The 17923-nt window shown below is 71.1% G+C and carries 18 protein-coding genes and 1 pseudogene; 11 read left to right on the forward strand and 8 right to left on the reverse strand.

The genetic code is table 11. The annotated features are described in order from the left end of the window. Nucleotides 1-50: 50 nt before the first annotated feature. Entirely contained in the window at nt 51-1070 is a 1020-nt protein-coding gene (locus ACLZOT_RS40345) for a response regulator transcription factor (RefSeq protein WP_416974169.1), read from the reverse strand. A gap of 233 nt (nt 1071-1303) precedes the next feature. Between ACLZOT_RS40345 and ACLZOT_RS40350 the strand changes: the two genes are divergently transcribed. Next, nucleotides 1304-3001 carry an amidohydrolase gene (locus ACLZOT_RS40350; RefSeq protein ID WP_416974170.1) on the forward strand — a complete coding sequence of 566 codons (1698 nt, stop codon included), beginning with the start codon at nt 1304-1306 and terminating at the stop codon, nt 2999-3001. A 33-nt stretch (nt 3002-3034) separates the two neighbouring features. Here the strand turns inward: ACLZOT_RS40350 and ACLZOT_RS40355 are convergent, their stop codons facing one another. Continuing rightward, nucleotides 3035-3682 carry a hypothetical protein gene (locus tag ACLZOT_RS40355; RefSeq protein WP_416974171.1) on the reverse strand — a complete coding sequence of 216 codons (648 nt, stop codon included), beginning with the start codon at nt 3680-3682 and terminating at the stop codon, nt 3035-3037. A gap of 500 nt (nt 3683-4182) precedes the next feature. Here ACLZOT_RS40355 and ACLZOT_RS40360 point away from each other — a divergent pair, with 500 nt between their 5' ends. After that, nucleotides 4183-5616, forward strand: coding sequence for a DUF1996 domain-containing protein (locus tag ACLZOT_RS40360; RefSeq protein ID WP_416974172.1), 1434 nt, complete (start codon nt 4183-4185; stop codon nt 5614-5616). Here ACLZOT_RS40360 and ACLZOT_RS40365 read toward each other — a convergent pair. Continuing rightward, entirely contained in the window at nt 5591-6196 is a 606-nt protein-coding gene (locus ACLZOT_RS40365; RefSeq protein WP_416974173.1) for a hypothetical protein, read from the reverse strand. The genes ACLZOT_RS40360 and ACLZOT_RS40365 overlap by 26 nt on opposite strands. Nucleotides 6197-6362: 166 nt before the next feature. Next, a complete protein-coding gene (locus tag ACLZOT_RS40370) occupies nt 6363-6845 on the reverse strand; it encodes a molybdopterin-dependent oxidoreductase (RefSeq protein ID WP_416974174.1) in 483 nt (160 codons plus the stop codon). A gap of 137 nt (nt 6846-6982) precedes the next feature. Between ACLZOT_RS40370 and ACLZOT_RS40375 the strand changes: the two are divergent. From ACLZOT_RS40375 to ACLZOT_RS40395, 5 genes and pseudogenes are all read left to right on the forward strand, one after another. Beyond that, nucleotides 6983-7225 (forward strand): annotated as a pseudogene (locus ACLZOT_RS40375) (MerR family transcriptional regulator); the annotation flags it as partial. Between the two features lie 77 nt (nt 7226-7302). Then, complete coding sequence (modA, locus tag ACLZOT_RS40380; protein ID WP_416974175.1) at nt 7303-8127, forward strand: molybdate ABC transporter substrate-binding protein; 825 nt, start codon at nt 7303-7305, stop codon at nt 8125-8127. Beyond that, nucleotides 8124-8978, forward strand: coding sequence for a molybdate ABC transporter permease subunit (gene modB, locus ACLZOT_RS40385; protein ID WP_416974176.1), 855 nt, complete (start codon nt 8124-8126; stop codon nt 8976-8978). Before modA ends, modB begins: the two co-directional genes overlap by 4 nt. Then, the gene (locus ACLZOT_RS40390) at nt 8975-10072 is read left to right on the forward strand and encodes an ABC transporter ATP-binding protein (RefSeq protein WP_416974177.1); all 1098 of its coding nucleotides are present in this window, start codon (nt 8975-8977) and stop codon (nt 10070-10072) included. The genes modB and ACLZOT_RS40390 overlap by 4 nt, the downstream gene beginning before the upstream one ends. 154 nt (nt 10073-10226) lie before the next feature. Then, the gene (locus ACLZOT_RS40395) at nt 10227-10646 is read left to right on the forward strand and encodes a TOBE domain-containing protein (protein ID WP_416974178.1); all 420 of its coding nucleotides are present in this window, start codon (nt 10227-10229) and stop codon (nt 10644-10646) included. A gap of 21 nt (nt 10647-10667) precedes the next feature. Here the strand turns inward: ACLZOT_RS40395 and ACLZOT_RS40400 are convergent, their stop codons facing one another. Together ACLZOT_RS40400 and ACLZOT_RS40405 are read right to left on the reverse strand one after the other, a co-directional pair. Further along, a complete protein-coding gene (locus ACLZOT_RS40400) occupies nt 10668-11432 on the reverse strand; it encodes a phosphotransferase (protein ID WP_416974179.1) in 765 nt (254 codons plus the stop codon). Between the two features lie 128 nt (nt 11433-11560). Further along, nucleotides 11561-12967 carry a glycoside hydrolase family 43 protein gene (locus ACLZOT_RS40405; protein WP_416974180.1) on the reverse strand — a complete coding sequence of 469 codons (1407 nt, stop codon included), beginning with the start codon at nt 12965-12967 and terminating at the stop codon, nt 11561-11563. 120 nt (nt 12968-13087) lie between these two features. Between ACLZOT_RS40405 and ACLZOT_RS40410 the strand changes: the two genes are divergently transcribed. Continuing rightward, nucleotides 13088-13306 carry a hypothetical protein gene (locus ACLZOT_RS40410; RefSeq protein ID WP_416974181.1) on the forward strand — a complete coding sequence of 73 codons (219 nt, stop codon included), beginning with the start codon at nt 13088-13090 and terminating at the stop codon, nt 13304-13306. A 149-nt stretch (nt 13307-13455) separates the two neighbouring features. Then, entirely contained in the window at nt 13456-15006 is a 1551-nt protein-coding gene (locus ACLZOT_RS40415) for an SPFH domain-containing protein (RefSeq protein ID WP_416974182.1), read from the forward strand. A 127-nt stretch (nt 15007-15133) separates the two neighbouring features. Here ACLZOT_RS40415 and ACLZOT_RS40420 read toward each other — a convergent pair whose 3' ends face one another. After that, nucleotides 15134-15979 carry a LysR substrate-binding domain-containing protein gene (locus tag ACLZOT_RS40420; RefSeq protein ID WP_416974183.1) on the reverse strand — a complete coding sequence of 282 codons (846 nt, stop codon included), beginning with the start codon at nt 15977-15979 and terminating at the stop codon, nt 15134-15136. An 81-nt stretch (nt 15980-16060) separates the two neighbouring features. Between ACLZOT_RS40420 and ACLZOT_RS40425 the strand changes: the two genes are divergently transcribed. Both ACLZOT_RS40425 and ACLZOT_RS40430 read left to right on the forward strand, forming a co-directional pair. Then, nucleotides 16061-16423 (forward strand): DoxX family protein, encoded by a 363-nt coding sequence (locus ACLZOT_RS40425; protein ID WP_416974184.1) that lies wholly within the window; start codon nt 16061-16063, stop codon nt 16421-16423. Between the two features lie 51 nt (nt 16424-16474). Further along, nucleotides 16475-16921: a type II toxin-antitoxin system PemK/MazF family toxin gene (locus ACLZOT_RS40430; RefSeq protein WP_416974185.1), complete on the forward strand. Its 447-nt coding sequence runs from the start codon at nt 16475-16477 to the stop codon at nt 16919-16921. Nucleotides 16922-16965: 44 nt separating this feature from the next. Here the strand turns inward: ACLZOT_RS40430 and ACLZOT_RS40435 are convergent, their stop codons facing one another. Beyond that, entirely contained in the window at nt 16966-17760 is a 795-nt protein-coding gene (locus ACLZOT_RS40435; RefSeq protein ID WP_416974186.1) for a TIGR02452 family protein, read from the reverse strand. Between the last annotated feature and the right edge of the window lie 163 nt (nt 17761-17923).

The raw sequence follows: 17923 nt of genomic DNA on the forward strand, positions 1-17923 counted from the left end.
TACCGCGCCTCGAAGTGCGCACGACCAGCCGTGGGTGTGTCCGGCCGGACTCAGCGTTCGACGAAGAACAGCAGATCGTCCGCGGCCGGGCGGAGCAGGCCGTCGCGGACCGCGAGGGCCGTGGCCTCGGCGCGGGAGGCGCAGCCGGTCTTGCGCAGGAGGTGTTCGATGTGGCTGTGGACAGTCCGCGGCGACAGGAACAGCGTCTGGGCGATGGCCCGGTTGGTCTGCCCGGTGGCCGCGCGGGTGAGTACCTCCAGTTCCCGCCGGCTGAGTCCGTACGGCGGTTCGACGGAGGTCTCGTGCACCAGCACCACGCGCTTCGCGGCACACAGGCTCGCCCGGTGGCGGTGGAGGGAGACCCGGTACCAGGCGCCGTCCACCGGCCACAGCATCCGCAGCCGAAGGCCGTCCGTTCCCGCGAAGGTACGCAGCACGCCATGGAACTCCTCGTCCCGCAGCACCCGGGGACGGTCCCGGCCGGGAAGGTCGACCACGCCGCCTTCCGGGGTCACCAGGGCTGCCGCACCCTCGTCGGCCAGCCCGTGCTGGTCACCCGTGTGCGCCAGCGGGTCGGCGAGGACCGCGAGGGCGGGGATCACGGAGGCGAGCAGGCGGCGGGCCTCGGTGTGGTAGACGTCCGCACTCTGGGTGGCCAGGTGCACCAGGCCCACGACACGGGCTCCGCGGCGCAGCCCACCGGTCACTCCGTCGCGGAATCCGGCCGGTCGCACCCGCTCGGCGTAGAACCATCCGTGGCGGAAACGCGGCCCGGCGTTCTCGTCGTCCTCACAGATCGACGGCGGCAGCTCCTGCCGTACGGCGCTGCCGTACCAGGGAGTGGTGACGAACTCGGCGGCCATCGACTGGGAGGTCTCGGCGGTGTAGCCGATCCCGGCCAGCTGCGTGTGGACACCGGTCAACGGGTCGATGGCCAGCAGGGCCGCCGCGTCGAGCGGCAGGGCGTCGGAGAGTTCGCACAGCGCCTGGGCGCACGCGGAGGCGGTGTCGCGCTCGCGGGTGAGCATGCCGATACGGGTGGCCGCCGCGATCTGGTGATGGGTGAGCATACGAGCCTCCGGAGTGGCTCGGGCCACAATGGCCGAGGGGCGCCCAACGATAGGAGCGCGGGTCGTCGCGGGCAAGATTTTCACCGCCGTACGACGCCGCGGCCCCGCGCCCTGTGCCAATCGGTATTCCTACGGATGGTGAGTGTGCGCCAGAGGCTCTTTCCTGGTCGGCACAGCCAGGACACAGCCCCCGCCCGCCGATGTGCGCGCCCAGCCCTTGAGCGAGGTCTCCCATGAGTGACACCGCACCCTCCTTGATCCTGACGGGTGGTCAAGTCCTCACCGTCGACCGTGCCTTCAGCGTCGCCGAAGGGGTGGCCGTGCGCGGTCGGGACATCGTCGCCGTCGGCAGCGACGCAGAAATGCGTGCCCTGGCCGGCCCCCGCACCCGCGTCGTCGAGCTGAACGGCAGGACCGTCCTGCCCGGCATCAACGACTCGCACCTCCACGGTGCCGCGTACGGGATGACGAAACCACCCTTCGCCCTCGACGTCGGCCACCCTGCCGTGGGGTCGATCGCCGCCATCGCCGCACTCGTGGGTGGAGCGGCGTGCGCTGTCCCACCCGGACAATGGATCGTCGGGCTCGGCTGGGACCCCGGTTGTCTCAAGGAGTGCCTCGCCGACCCGCGGCGCTTCCCGCACCGCCGCGACCTGGACGCGGTGGCCCCGGAGCACCCGGTCTGCCTGACCGACTTCTCCTCGCACACGGTGTGGCTCAACACGGCCGCCCTGCGCCGCTGCGGTATCGACGCGGACACCGTGCCGCCTCCCGGAGGCGTCATCGACACCGGCTCCGACGGGGAGCCCACCGGCATCCTGCGCGAGGCCGCCCAGCAACTCGCCCTCGCGGCCCTGCCCTCCCCCACGATCGCCCAGCGCCGCCATGCCATCCAGACCGTGATCCGCGAACTCCACTCTCGTGGCATCACCAGTTACACCGAGCCCGGACTCGGCCCGGGGGGTACCGAGACCTTCTACGGCGGCCTCAGCACCGACAACCTCACCGCCTACACCGAACTCGCCGCCGAGGGCCTGCTCCACGCCCGGGTGAATGTGCTGCTGCTGCCCGCCGCGATGGGCGGCTCGGCCGAGGAACTGCGCCGAGGGCTGGGCGAGTCGACGCTCCCGGGATCGACGGATCCCCGGCGGCTGCGGGTCATCGGCGTCAAGATCTTCGCCGATGGCATTCCGCCGAACCGTACGTCCTGGATGAACGAGCCCTACCCGGGCGGCGGTCACGGTTCTCTGTGCGTGCACGGCGACACGCCCGCGCTCCAGGTCGAGGAACTGCGCGAGATGATCGGCATCGCCCACGAGGCCGGCTTCCAGCTCGGCGTGCACGTCACCGGCGACCGCGGCATAGACACCGTCGTGGACGCCCTCATCGCCGCGAACGCCACCGCGCCGCGGCCCGACGCCCGGCACTACGTCATCCACGGCACCTTCGCCGGGCCCGGCAGCCTGGCCAAGCTCGCCGCGCACGGCTACGGCATCAACATGAACCCCACCATCATGTGGACCACGGCCGACACGATGGACGCCATGGTGGGGCCCGGGCCCTCCGCGCGCCAGTGGCCGGTCCGCTCGGCCGTCGAGGCCGGCGTCAGGCTCTGCGCCAGTTCGGACGCCCCCGTCACCGAACCCGACTGGCGCCAGGGCGTGGCCCACATGATGCTCCGCGAATCCAGAGGCGGCGGCAGGGTCTGCGGCGCCGAGCAACGGGTGCCGCTCGTCGAGGCGCTGCGCGCGTACACGGCCACGGCGGCGTGGCAGGACTTCGCCGACGACTGGAAGGGCACGATCGAACCCGGCAAGGTGGCCGACCTGTGCGTCCTGGACCGTCCCCTGCTCTCCGCCGACCCGCACGACATCCCCGACGCTCAGGTGGACCTCACCGTGTTCGACGGCGAAGTGATCCACGAACGCTGACCTCGACGAAGACGTGGGCCCCGGCCCGGCCGCTCACCCGTGCCGGGGGCCTTCTGAAAGCCCGCCGCCCTGGAGCAGCGGGGCGGTGAACGCGCCCTCGACGGGCCGGGACGCCGCCGCTGTCAGCAGGGCGAAGGCCACGGCGAAACCGAGCATGGTGATCACGCCCCTGGGCCAGAAGATGTGGCTGTCGACGAACGACCAGCAGGCGGCGAGCAGGACGGCGGCGCCCGGCAGTACCCGGGCCCCGTGCCGACGCCAGAGCACCGCGCAGGTGGCCAGCGAAGCGACGACCAGCCCGTACACCCCGGTCCGGCCCAAGGCGTCGCCCGTGGCGAACAGCCGTCCGGCCGCCCCGTGGACGCCGTGGTCCACGACGGTCCCGGCGGATATGCCGGCCACGGCGTCGAGGCCGGAGTAGTAGGCGGCGAAGCAGAGACTTCCGGCCCAGGAGAGCACCGTCAGGACCCCCTCCACGTCGCGACGCGGCCGGCCCCACACAGGAATCACCAGGCCGAGGACCAGGAGGGGAAAGACAGGCAGCAGAACGATGTGCAGCCCGGCCCAGTGGCCTGCCGTCGCCGCCGTCAGATGCCGGGGGTGCACCAGGCCGGCGGCGGCCAGCAGCAGCGGAGCGGCGGTCACCAGGGCCGTCGTACGAAGAGTGCGGAGGGATCGCATCCGGTCACGCTAGGGGGTGCCCCGGCGGCTCGTGGGGTTCGCACGCGACGCGTAAGACACCTGTAAGCCGTCTCGTCCTTCGTCCGGACGGGAGCGTCAGTCATCGGCCGGTCGTGGACGGTCCAACGGCGGCACTGCACCTACCGAGTCTCATGCCCCGCCCCCCTCCGGCGCCCGGCGGCATCTATGCGGAGTCACTCCTTACGAGATTCTGACGCGGGGTCGAAACCTCTGTCGCCCCAACTGCCCCAGCGGCAATGCTGGTTCCGCCGGTCACCCCAGCGGGTGACGAAGGAAGTGGAAGAGCAGCGCATGGGCGAATCCGTCCGCGCGGCGCTACCTGACCGGTGCCGAGGGCAGTGCGCAGACCGCCTCAAGCCCCGGCAGCGGCCTCCGGCGAACGGCCGGAACACGCTGTGCGGGGGATTCCTCCACGGCGTCGACACCGCCGCCCCGCCCCCACGGCGGCCCACTTGATTCGAGAACCTCCGAGGAGCCCCATGCGCCACAGCACAACCAAGCGAACCAATCGGGCCATCGCCGCCGCGGCATGCCTGGCCCTGGGCGCAGGAGGGCTGATAACGGTCAACATGTACGCCTCCGCCGACGAGAGCGGGAGCGGCAACTCGACGAAACGCGCCGCTACGGGCCGGACCGAAGCGCTCACAGCCAGTACCACCACCATCAGCTGCCCGGATGTCGGAGCCGTGCTGACCTCGGTCCCCAGCCAGGCCAGGGCACAGGTGGACAGGGAACTCGCGCTCCTCGACAAGCAGGTGTCCGAGGCGTACCAGCGGCTGCGGAGTTCGGCTCGGGCGATCCAGCAGGACAACCAGTTCGTCAACAACGCGATCATGGGTCCGCTGAAGGACAAGAGGGTCGCGACCATCGACCGGATCGCGATAGCGATAGGCAGGTCGGGTACGAGGCCACGGGGCCTCGGCTCCCTCGCCGCCTGCACGCTGCGCACCTCCGGCAACCAGCAGGGCGGCAACCAGCAGGGCGGCGGCCGGGGCGGCAACGGCCCCGTGGCGGCCGACTTCGTGGACATCACCACGGTCCGGCCGAACGTACGCGAACCGAACAAGTCACGCGGCGCTTCCCGGGGCGTCTTCACCACACGGTGCGGCGTGAACAAGAACAAGCTGTACAACTCCGACAACATCATCGTCGCTCCAGGTGTCGGCAACGGCGCACACCACACCCACGACTACGTCGGCAACCAGGACAACAACGCCTTCACCACCAACGAGGAGTTCGCCGCCGCCGCGACCAGCTGCCGCAACCCGGGCGACAAGTCCACGTACTACTGGCCGGTGCTCCGGCTCCAGGACGGCGCCCAGGAGTTCGACGCCCAGCGGCTCGGCGGCGGCGCCGAGGGCAACACCGGCCGGATCCTGACGGCGTCGAAGGTCACCTTGAACTTCGTCGGCAACCCGCGCGGCAAGGTCGTGGCGATGCCCGAGTTCCTGCGCATCATCACCGGTGACGCGAAGGTGTTCACGAACGGCACCGCGAACGCCAACGCGTCGTGGAGCTGCACCGGCTTCGAGAACCGGCAGCTGACGGACAAGTACCCGGTCTGCCCCGGCGGCAGCAGCCTGGTCCGCACGTCCAGGTTCCAGAGCTGCTGGGACGGCCGCAGCATCGACAGCGCCAACCACCGCTCGCACGTCGCGTTCGCCGATCCCAGGACCGGTCGTTGCCCGGCCGGTTTCAAGGCCATCCCGCAACTGGTCCAGCGTCTGGTCTACGACGTGAACGCGCCCAGCCTCGGCGACAACGGAAGGACCCGTCCGTTCTACGCCGTGGACGGATTCCCGGAGCAGATGCACAAGCCGATCACGGACCACGGCGACTTCATCAACGTCTTCGACAAGAAGCTGATGAACCGGATGGTCCAGTGCATCAACACCGGCCGAAAGTGCCAATGACGTCCTCTCCCGGATGCGTCCGGGGCTCATCGACACCTCGACGACATCGACCCTGCCGCCTGTCGTGGTGCTCTCGCCGGTGGCCTCGGTTCCGTACGGCTTCCGGGACACCGCCTTCGTACTCCCGGACCGTGCCGGACTCGTCCAAGCGGCTTCGGCAGCGCAGCACGGTGCTCGCTGCCCGGCCCTCGGTGGCCCGAGCACCGTCCGCCCGGTCTCCGGCGGGGTCAGGGACACGCTGTGGGTCCACGGGGACGGCGGTGTCCAGAGCCCCTCTGATGGGCTGGAGCCGGAACGCCAGTGCGGCATCGTCGCCGAGTCCGAGCAGGGCCGCCGTGGTCCAGGCCAGGGGTTTCCCGGCCGCTTCGGCCAGTTGGGCCCAGGTGCCCCCGGTCTTCACCTTGGCCCGGCGTACGGCCTCGGCGGCTTCCCGCCCGCTGAGCACGTCGCGGTTCCTGGGGTCATGTCGAGGTCGGGGCCGCGTGGGCGCGTTCGTGTGCGCTCTCCCACGGCAGTCGCGGCAGGAAGCGGGCGGCGCGGTGGCGGTGGCGGTGGCGGTGGCGGTGGCGAGGACGGTCACCGTGGCGGGGCCGTTTCACCGTGCGCCGCATACGAGGTTGCCGCTGTGACACGGGCCGTCTCGCCTGCCGGCCGGCACCGGCTCGCCCAGGTACGCCGTCCCGGTGGCGTACAGCCCCTCGTGCGGCGTGTGTTCCAGGGCCGGGGCCTCCGCGGTCACCGGGTCGTCAGGTCCACGCGGTGTAGCCGCCGTCCACGTGGATCGCCTCGATGCCGCTGATGTAGCGGGCGCCGCAGCGGTCCTGGGGCAGGACGAGCTGGGCGCCCGCGCGGTCCAGCGGGGTGTCGTCCAGGGTGGCGGCAAGGAGGACGGGGGCGCGGCCGAAGTCGGGGTCGATCTCGGCCCAGGACAGCAGGGTGCGGTGGCCGTCGGCGCCGCGTACGGCGATCAGGAAGCGGAGGCGGTCCTTGCGGCGTGCCCGGTCGAAGGCCGGGCGCGCGGCGGTGAGGACGTCGTGCAGGAGCGGGCCGGTGAAGCGGTGGTGCCGGACGCCGCTCGTCGCGCAGCCGAAGGCGACCTCGGCCGCGTGCTGGGGCCAGGCGAGCAGGTCGGGCACGGTGAGTCGGGACGGCCGGTCCAGGTCGCCGGTGAGGACGAGTTCCGCCGCGGATCCGGCGGTGGTACGGGCAGCTGCGAGGGTCTGGCTCACGGGCTACCACCTCCCGGATGACCGTACCCGGACCACCCTCGCACGCAAACGCACATGCCATCCTGATAGATCAAGGTTCCAGCTCATGCCATGCATCAGACGGTATCCACCTTGCATATGCGGCTTATCATCGGCGCATGCACACCTACCGGATCGGGGACGCCGCCGCTTTACCGGGCACAGTGCGGCGCCTGGTCGACGGCGGGAAGCCGATCGCCGAACGCGACGAGCAGGGCCGTCGGATCATCCCGGGGCCGGCACTCGCGGCCTACGCCCGCGAGGCGCACCGGGCCGAACGGGAGTCCACCGGCTCCTCGGCCCGCAACCGCTCCTCCGGCATCGTCACCGAGGTGGTCCTCGGGCGTGTGTCCGCACAGTTGGCGTGATCAAGTCGACCAACGTGGTCGTCGAAAGACCGTAGTCGAGTCCGTCAGGACCTTGAGGAGTGGACCCCGTGATGACCCGTTCTGTGCGCACCCGCCGGCCCGTGCGGCTGGCCGCTGCGGGAGCCGTCTCGCTGCTGGCCCTGAGTGCCTGTTCGTCCTCCGACGACTCCGGCTCCGCGAAGTCGGACCCCTCGGCGTCGGCCTCCGCCCCGGCGAAGGTCTCCGGTGACATCACCGTGTTCGCCGCGGCCTCGCTCAAGGAGAGCTTCACGGCCCTGGGCAAGGAGTTCGAGTCGGCGCACCCCGGCACGAAGGTCACCTTCAGCTTCGGCGGCAGCGACTCCCTCGCCGCGTCCATCACCGGCGGCGCCCCCGCCGACGTCTTCGCCTCCGCCAGCCCGAAGACGATGAAGGTCGTCACGGACGCGGGCGGCAACGCCACCGCCCCGGCCACGTTCGTGCGCAACCAGCTGGAGATCGCCACGCTGCCCGGCAACCCGGACAAGATCGCCTCGCTGAAGGACCTCACGAACAAGGACCTGAAGGTCGTCCTGTGCGACAAGGCGGTGCCGTGCGGCGCCGCCGCCGAGAAGGCGCTGACCGCGAGCAAGCTGAAGCTCACCCCGGTCTCCTACGAGGAGGACGTCAAGTCCGCCCTCAACAAGGTGGTGCTGAAGGAGGCCGACGCGGCGGTCGTGTACAAGACCGACGTGAAGGCCGCGGGCAGCAAGGTGGAGGGCGTGGAGTTCCCCGAGTCCGCCGGCGCCGTCAACGACTACCCCATCGCCCTGCTCAAGGAGTCCAGGAACACCGGGACCGCCGAGGCGTTCATCGCGTTCGTGCGGTCCGCCGAGGGCCAGAAGGTCCTGACGGCCGCCGGGTTCCTCAACCCGTGACACCGCCTCCCACGGACCGGGCCGGTGCCGCGGACACCCTCGCCGGTGGCCCGCGGCGCCGCCGCGCTCTCAGGGGCGGTGCGCCGCTGCCCTTGCTCGTGCCCGCCCTGATCGGGCTGGCGTTCCTCACCCTGCCGCTCGTCGCCCTGCTGATCAGGGCCCCTTGGGCCGGCATGCCCGACCTGCTGACCAGCTCCGAGGTGTGGCAGGCCCTCAGGCTCTCCCTGTTCTGCGCGACGGCGGCCACCGCCGTGAGCCTGGTGCTCGGGGTACCGCTGGCCTGGCTGCTGGCCCGGGTCGACTTCCCCGGCCGCGGTCTCGTACGGGCCCTGGTGACGCTGCCGCTGGTGCTGCCCCCGGTGGTCGGCGGTGTCGCCCTGCTGATGGCGCTGGGCCGCAACGGCGTCGTCGGCAAGTGGCTGGACGCCTGGTTCGGGATCACGCTCCCCTTCACCACGACCGGCGTCGTGGTCGCGGAGGCGTTCGTGGCGATGCCGTTCCTGGTGATCAGTGTCGAGGGCACCCTGCGCGCGGCCGACCCCCGCTTCGAGGAGGCCGCCGCCACGCTCGGCGCCTCCCGCTTCACCGCGTTCCGCCGCGTGACCCTGCCCCTGATCGCCCCCGGCATCGCCGCGGGCGCCGTCCTGGCCTGGGCCCGCGCGCTCGGCGAGTTCGGCGCCACGATCACCTTCGCCGGCAACTTCCCCGGCCGCACCCAGACCATGCCGCTCGCCGTCTACCTCGCCCTCCAGAACGACCCCGAGACGGCCATCGCCCTCAGCCTGGTCCTGCTCGCCGTGTCGGTCGCGGTGCTGGCGGGGCTGCGTGACCGCTGGATGACCGCCTCATGACCGACATCGAGAAGACCTCCGACATGGCCCACGACGTCCAGTCCGGCCCTTCCGCGGACGGGCTCGACGCCCGTCTCGTCGTCGAGCGCGGTGCCTTCCGCCTCGACGTGGCACTCACCGCGGCGCCCGGTGACGTGGTCGCGCTGCTCGGGCCCAACGGCGCCGGCAAGACGACCGCCCTGCGCGCCCTTGCCGGACTCGTCCCCCTCACCGACGGCCATCTGCGGCTGGACGGCGCGGAGTTGGACCGTACGCCGCCGGAGTCCCGGCCGGTCGGGGTCGTCTTCCAGGACTACCTGCTCTTCCCTCACCTCTCCGCCCTCGACAACGTGGCCTTCGGCCCCCGCTGCCACGGCGCCACCAAGGCGGAGGCCCGCGCGCAGGCCGCCGTATGGCTGGAACGCATGGGCCTGTCCGGGCACACGGCCGTGAGACCCCGGCGCCTCTCCGGCGGGCAGGCCCAACGCGTCGCGCTCGCCCGGGCGTTGGCCACCCGCCCCCGCCTGCTGCTCCTGGACGAACCCCTGGCGGCGCTGGACGCCCGCACCCGCCTCGACGTCCGCGCCCAACTCCGCCGCCATCTCGCCGAGTTCGAGGCGGTCGCCGTGCTCGTCACCCACGACCCGCTGGACGCGATGGTCCTGGCCGACCGTCTGATCGTCATCGAGGACGGCCACATCGTCCAGGAGGGCACCCCGGCGGACATCGCCCGCCGCCCGCGTACGGACTACATCGCCCATCTGGTGGGCCTCAACCTGTACCGGGGCGAGGCCGAAGGACACACCGTGCGCGTCGAGGGCGGGGCCGAGGTGACGACGACGGAGGACCTCACCGGCCCGGTCTTCGTCGCCTTCCCGCCCAGCGCCGTCACGCTCCACCGCGCCCGCCCCACCGGCTCCAGCGCCCGCAACCTGTGGCGCTGCGAGGTCGCCGGGCTGGAGATCCACGGCGACCAGATCCGCACCGCGCTCACCGGTGGACTCCCGCTCGCGGCCGACCTCACCACGGTCGCCGCCGCCGAGCTCGACCTGCACCCGGGCGCGGAGGTGTGGGCGACCGTGAAGGCTGCGCAGACCCACGCGTATCCCGCCTGAACAGGTCGACGGACCAGATCTGCGAGGCACCTTGCGCCCTGTGTCTCGCGGTTGCGATGTCGCGTGCCCGGAGGGGGCCGTCGCCGGACTACGGTGGACCGCCCAGCACTCCCAAAAGTGCACAAACACCCCGAACCATCCGAGGCGTCCCCCCATGAACCTGAGCATCCGCAACCAGCTTCCCGGCACCGTCACGGCCGTCACCCCCGGGGAGGTCATGGCCACGGTCAAGGTCCACCTCGACGGCGGCCAGGACGTCACCGCCGCCATCACCCTCGACGCGGTGAAGGACCTCGGCCTCGCCGAGGGCTCCACCGTGCGCACCCTGGTCAAGGCGACCGAGGTGGCGCTGGCCACCGGCCCGGTCGAGGGCCTGTCCATCCGCAACCGGCTCACCGGCACCGTGCGCGAGGTCGCGACGGGCGCCGCGATGGCCTCGGTCCGGGTCGCGGTCGACGGCGCCGAGCTGACCGCCGCGATCACCAAGGACGCGGTCACCGACCTCGGCCTGGCGGAGGGCTCCGCGGTCACCGCACTGTTCAAGTCGACAGAGGTATCGCTCGCGACCGTGTGAGGCGAGGCGGGGGCAGGGAGGCTAGTTCGGCGCCCCGAAGGTGGTCTCGATCCACCGGGCGTCCGTCAGATACCGCTGATCGTGCCCCTCGGCGACATGCCGCCGCACAGTGGGATGACCCGCCGCCGCCTCCGCGTACATCCACTCCACCAGCGCCCGCAGCCGCGCACCCGCGACGGCGGGAAGCGCGGCCCGCTCCTGCTCGGACAGCCCGTACGCGTCGGCGAACAGCCTCGACCGACGCATGGCTTCGGGAACCGGCAGCGTGGGCTCGGCCGCATCCGGCGCGTACAGCGGCACGAAACGGTACGCGGTGTACGCCACGTCCCACAGCCGTGGCCCCGGATGGGCGGTGTCGAAGTCGATGAAGGCGACGGGCAGTCGGTCGCGGAAGACCGTGTTGTACGTGGCCGCGTCACCGTGGCAGATCACCTCCGCGGGCTCCCGGGGCGGAAACTGCCACACGTCCTCCGGCCGCTGCACGAAGCCCGCCGAGGCGTTGTGGAACTCCCGCAGCAGCCGCGCCACGGCGACGAGGGACGCGTCACTGCGCACCTGCGGCGCGTCGAAATCGTGCCCGACCTCGCCCGGCAGGAACTCGACGACCTCCTCGTCACCGTTCTCGCTCAGCCCGTGCGGTCGCGGCGCCCCGGTGAACCCCACCTCGGCCAGATGGGCGAGCAACCGCTGCACGGTCACACTCCACGGGCCCGCGGGGCGTCTGACGCGATTCCCCTCCCGGACGACCTGGTTGATTCCGCCGGCCATCAGTTCGCGATCTTCCACCGGGCAACCCTAGGCAGCCCGAACCGGCCGCGCCAGTACGTTTCCCCACCGGCGCCATCCGTCCGGGGACGCCCCCGGCCTGCTGCACAGTGACTGCACACCAGGCCGGGAACTCCCCCACGTGCAGGTCAGGCCCAGGCCGTCACCGGCACGAACGAGCTGTCCTGCCGGAAGAGGTCCGTGCCGTTCGTCGGTTCCACGCGGAGCTGGTAGTTGTAGTGGCGCAGGTAGTAGCCGGGGTAGTTGTACGACTCGAAGCGGACGGCGTTCGAGGCGGAGCCGGTACGGGCGATGAACGTGGCGTCGCGGGCGAAGGTGGAGGTCCCGTCGTTCGCGTCGAACCGGCCGCGGAAGTCCCAGTGGCGCAGGTAGTTCCCGGCGGCGTCGCGGAAGGAGTAGCCGCCCGAGTCGGCGAGACCTGCGACGACCGTGAAGGTCGCCGCCTGTTTGTCGGCGGCGGCGCTGGAGCTGCTGATGACGGGGAGGTTGAGCAGGGAGGACTGCTGCTCCCAGTACCGGGTCGGGAAGTTGGCGGACTGGAAGGACCGCGTCGCGTTCTTCGTGATCGCCGGACCGCCGGAGACGGTCTCCTTGATGACCGTGAAGTGGCGGGCCGTACCGGAGATCGCGGGCAGGGCCTTCGGCGCGGACCAGGTCGCGAAGGTGTCGTAGCTGTCGCTGTAGTAGTAGTTCCCGTCGCCGTAGCCGTCGAAGTAGATCCGCCAGGCGCCGTTGTCGAGCTGGATGACGGAGGGGCCCTCGCGGTAGCTGCCCCAGCCGGCCCAGTCGCCGGTCCTGGAGATGGTGTAGGGGCCGTTGAGGGAGGTCGCGGTGGCGTACTCGATGTACTTGGACGTCTCGTTCTTCGTGAACGCGTGGTACGTCGAGCCGATCTTCACGATGTACGTGTCGATGTGGTTGGCGCCGACGCCGGACAGGGCGACCGGTGAACTCCACGCGGTCAGCGCCGAGTTCGTGGCTCTCAGGCGGTACGGCGTGAAGATCCACTCGTCGCTGGTGAGCGAGCAGGAGACGATGACGTTGACACTGCCGTCGCTGTCGACGAACCATTCCGGCGCCCAGGCCCGGGACAGGTTGGCGATCGGGACCGTGTAGTCGTACAGGAACGTCCAGTTGAGCCGGTCGGAGCTGCGCGCGAACCCGATCGTCGTGCTGACGTCCTGCCAGGTGTGCGTGGTGTACGTGAGGTAGTAGTAGCCGTCCGTGTGCTTGAAGACACTCGCGTCGCGGATGCGGTTGCTCGGCGGCGTGTACGCGGTCGACTTCGCGAGCCGGAAGTCGGTGCCGTCGTCGGACGTGTAGACGTTCACCGTCCCGTCGTTGCTGTTGAGGAACGGGACGATGGTGTACCGGGTCGCGGACCCACTGGCGGGCGCGGCGGCCAGCGCGCTCCCCAGCAGGCCGGGCGCCTCACCGAGGACGAGCGCTGCGGCGGGGACGATCGCGAGCGCGCGCAGCAGGCTGCGGCGGGACGGCGTGGGGGACTGCGTGGGGGGACGGTTCTGTGCGGTCATGGCGGCTCTCCCTGACACGATGGGGGTTCGACATCCCGAACAAGGTTCGGAAAGTCGATCAGAAGGTAGGGGCGTGAATGAGACACGTCAATGGGTTGGACGTTGGCCTAACCTGTGAACATGGACGACGCGTCGATGGTCGGGCTCATGGGGCGGGTCACCGGAGTGATCGGGCCCGGGCTCGTCGGGGAGGTCATCGTCCGGGTGCGGGGCGGTGCCGAGCACTTCCTCGCGTATCCGGCGAACAGCGGGGAGCGGTTCGAGCGGGGGACGGTGGTGATGGTGGTGGAGCATCTGCCGCCGAGGACCGTGTACGTCACGGCCGCGTACGACAGTTGAGCGTACGAAGTCCCAGGTGAGAGCCGTATTCGTCAAGGTTGTGACAAGGATCGGGCGGCGTCTTCTCCTGGGGCTCGCGCGGGCGCACACTCCCTTTCGTCCGGTGCCGAAAGTTCGTTCGGCGCCGGGGCACCATTCAAAGGGGGCGTATGCCGATGGTCATCGGCGTCGTTGCGGGTGTGGCGGTTCTCGCCGCGCTCGCCGTGATCGGTCTGTTCAAGATGATGTGGCGGGTGGCGGAACCCAACGAGGCGCTGGTCATCTCGGGTTCGAACCACCGGACCGAGGGCCTCGAAGAGGGCATGGGGTTCCGGATCGTCACGGGGCGCGGCACGCTGGTGATGCCGGGCGTGCAGGCGGTGCGGAAGCTGTCGCTGGACCTCAACGAGACCGAGTTGCAGGTGGATTGCGTCACGCACCAGGGGATTCCGCTGAAGGTGCGGGGAGTTGTCATCTTCAAGGTGGGTGACGACTTCGTGTCGATCGCGAACGCGGCCCGCCGCTTCCTGGACCAGCAGCGGCTGATGTCCGAGCGCGTGCACAACGTGTTCGCCGGTCATCTGCGGTCCATCGTGGGCGGGTTGACGGTCGAGGACATGATCCGCGACCGGGAGAAGCTGACCGGGCAGACCCGGGCGGCGTGCGGGACGGAGATGGAGAAGCTCGGGCTGATCGTCGACTCGTTGCAGATCCACGAGATCGAGGACCCCACCGGCTACATCCAGAACCTCGCGATGCCGCACGCGGCGGCCGTCCAGCGCGACGCGCGCATCGCCCAGGCGGAGGCCAACCGGCTGGCCACCGAGGCGGAGCAGCAGGCGGCGGCGCGCATGTCGGAGGCGACGCGCGACAGCGAGATCCTCCAGGCCGGTTACCAGGCCGAGCGCGACCACGCGGCGGCAAAGGCCCGTCAGGCGGGGCCACTTGCGGAGGCGGGCGCCCGGCAGGAGGTCGTCGTCCAGGAGACCCGCGTCGCCGAACTGGAGGCACACCGGCGCGAACAGCAGCTCCAGGCGGACGTCCGCAAGCCCGCCGACGCGATGGCGTACGAGAAGCGCACCCTCGCCGAGGCCGAGCGCGACGCGCGGATCTCGGCGGCGCAGGCCAAGGCGAAGGAGACCGAACTCGCCGCCGCGGCCGAGGCGTCCAGGGTCAAGCAGGCCGCCGGCGCGGAGGCGGAGGCCACCAAGACACGCGGCTCCGCGTCGGCCGCCGCGACCCGGGCGACCGGTGAGGCCGAGGCCGCCGCCGCCCAGGCGAAGGGGCTCGCGGCGGCGGAGGCGACCCGTGCGCAGGGGCTCGCCGAGGCCGAGGCGATCAAGGCGCGGGCCGCCGCGCTCGCCGAGAACCAGGAGGCGGTCGTCGCGCAGCAACTCGCCGAGAAGTGGCCGGAGATCGTCCAGGCGGGGGCGTCCGCGTTCGGCAACGTCGACAACATGGTGTTGCTCAACGGGGCCGACGGGATGGGCGAGTTGTTCGCGAAGGCGCTCACGATGGGCGGGACCGGGCTGGGGCTCGCGCGGCAGTTGCTGGCGTCGATGAACCCGAACGGGGAAGTGGTGGGAGCGAACGGGAGCGGGGGCGCGCACAAGGCGGCGGCTCCTTCGGCCGTGAGCCCGGCAGCGGCCCCGGCGGTGCCTGCGGCAGCGACTCCGGGGACAACTCCCGTGGCCCAGAAGGTCGCGGTCGACAAGGAGTAGACGCGGTACGGGAGTTGAGGCGAGCCCCGCGCAGGGTTCGCCTCGACTCCCGTACGCCACACCCGCGTTCGCCTTCCTCCACCGCCCGCCTCGCCCTCGTACGCCACCCCCACCACCAGCCGCACCCTCACTCCCGGTGAACAACCCCCGCGACCCGCACGAACGACCTGATCAACGGGTTGTCGTCCCCCTCCCTCCACGCCACCACCACCGGACTCGACGGCACCTCCCGCAACGGCACCACCACCAGCCCCTCCCCCGGCTCGTGCCCGAGGGGTGTCATCCCGACGGTCCCGTTCCACAGCACGGCCTGCCGGCATTCCTGCACGGCCCGCACCACCGGCCCCTCCCGGGGTTCCCCGGCGCTCCAGTACAACTGCCAGCGAGGGTCGGTCCCTTGAGGGAACCGGAACCAGCGCCGCCCGGCCAGCTCCCCCGGCGTGAGACTCTCCCGCCCGGCGAGCGGATCGTCGGCCCGCAGCAGCACACCGACCGGGTCGGCCCTCAACTCCCGTACCACCAGCCCCGTTTCGTCGAACGGCCCCCGCGTGAGCGCGACATCGACACTCCCGGCATGCAGCCCGCACGTCGGATCCGCGAGGCCGGTCTCCCGGACCCGCACCTCGACGTGCGGATACCGCTCACGGTGGACACGGGCCAGCCGCGTCACCCGAGGATCCGCACTGTCCCCCAGCAGCCCGACGACAAGTACGGCCGCCCCGGCGGCGGTTGCCACCCGCACCCGCGCCCGCTCGGCCCGCCCCAACAGATCCCGCGCCTCGTCGAGCAGCACCGCCCCCGCCCCGGTGAGCGCGACCGGGGACCGCTCGAACAGCACGGCACCGACGTCCGCCTCCAGGTGTCTGATCGCCCGGCTCAACGGCGGCTGGCTCATGTGCAGCCGGGCCGCCGCCCGCCCGAAGTGCAACTCCTCGGCGACCGCCACGAAATAGCGCAGCGTACGCAGCTCCATGCGGCGACGATACCCGGACGGTATCGCCCCGCCAGAACGGGTCTTGGACACGCACGGGCGTACGGCCGTGCAATGGGCCCCGTGACCATCGCGTACTGGATCCTCGCCACCCCGCTGGCCCTCTTCTACCTCTACTCGGGCACCCTCAAATCAGCCCGCACGAAGGAACGACTCCGCCCGATGATGGCCTGGGTGGACACGGTCCCGCTACCGGCCGTACGAGCCATCGGCACCCTCGAACTCCTGGGCACGGCAGGCCTGTTGCTACCCCCGCTCACCGGCGTCGCCCCCTGGCTGGCCCTCCTCGCGGCGATCGGCTTCACCGCCCTCCAACTCCTCGCCTCCGCCCTCCACTTGCACCTCGGCGACCGCCGAATCGCCCTGAACGCCGCCCTCTTCGTCACCGCCGCCGCGACCATCTGGCCTGCGACGACCTGGCTCTGACGGCGAGGCCCGGCGGAGAGGACCCCGTCGGCAGGCCCTAGGGTGCGTGTCGTGAGTACGTTCACCGATGACGACGTCCCGGGCCGCTTCGGCCCCACCGCGACCACCGAGGCCGACCCCCGCGAGGTCGGCCGGGTCCGCACCGAGTACGCGCCCGAGCACGACGGCGACCCCGACCCCGGGGAGATCGTCTGGACCTGGGTCCCCTTTGAAGAGAACGACGGCCGGGGCAAGGACCGCCCGGTCCTGGTCGTGGCCCGCGAACCCAGGGGCACCCTCCTCGCGGTCCAGCTCTCCAGCAAACGCCACGACGCCGACCGCGAATGGGTCCCGATCGGCAACGGCCCCTGGGACAAGTCGGGCCGCGACTCCTGGGTGGACGTCGACAGGGTGCTGCGCCTCCACGAGGACGGCATGCGACGCGAGGCGTGCGCGCTGGACCGGGGCCGCTTCAACCTCGTACGGCAGCGGCTGCACGAGCGGTACGGCTGGACGTAAAGGCACAGGGCCGTGAAAGCGGCCCTTTTCACATGCCCGGGCGGCTAAGCGAACGTCTCGGAGAAAGCCCCCCGAATCACCGCACCCGGCGTCCGGTCCAGCACCCCGAAAACCACCTTCTCGAACACCCCGGAAAACCGGCCGCCCTCCCCCAGCAGATCCCGGAAAGCCCCCGCCACCTGCTCAGGCTCGTTCTGGAAGACCCCGCACCCCCAGGCCCCCAGCACCACCCGCCGATATCCGAAGGCGACCGCGCTCTCCAGCACCCGTTCAGCGCGCCCCTCCAACGCTCCCGGCACCTCACCGACCCGCTCGGGCAAGGTCCGTCGAATGACCCCGGCGTTGGGCGCGGCGGCGGTCAGGAATCCGGCGTAATAGAAATCGTCGAGCAGCCGCCCCCGGTCGTCCCGGAATACCGGGACACCCGGTGAATGAATGACGCGGTCGGTGTAGAAGGGGTCGCGATGGGCCCGGTGATAGGCGTAGAAATCAGGCGCCTCCAGCAGACACGCGTAAAGCGCGGACGCCCGGCACAATGCCTCTTCCTGTGCCTGAGCCCCGTTGAGGAAACCCCCGCCGGGATTGCGGGCGGAGGCGAAATTCAGGACGGCGACAGGCTGGTCCGCGAGCCGTCGGGCCGCTTCGAGGCTGCTCTCGCCGGTGACTTCGATGACCGTGCCGGCCACAGGGACCGGCGTACAGGCGACGGCCTCCGGCCCCAGCATCCGCGTACCCGTGCGCGCCGCCTCGACGGCCGTACCGAAGGACACCCCCCGGTAGCCCCCGGCGGAGACGATCTCGACCGTCTCCTTGGCGATGCCCCTGAGCCGCGCGCTCATGGCGCCACCCCCGTGGACGCCATGACCGCGACACCCTCCCCTGTCGTGCTCATGCAGTCATCGTCCGCGACCCGAGAGGGCCCCCGCAACGGAATTTCCCGCACCCGGGGACAGCCACGCGAAGCCCGGCGGAACCCCTGGGAACGAAAGCCGGTACATCCCG

This window comes from Streptomyces sp. 4F14, from assembly GCF_048159485.1.
Classification (GTDB): Bacteria; Actinomycetota; Actinomycetes; order Streptomycetales; family Streptomycetaceae; genus Streptomyces.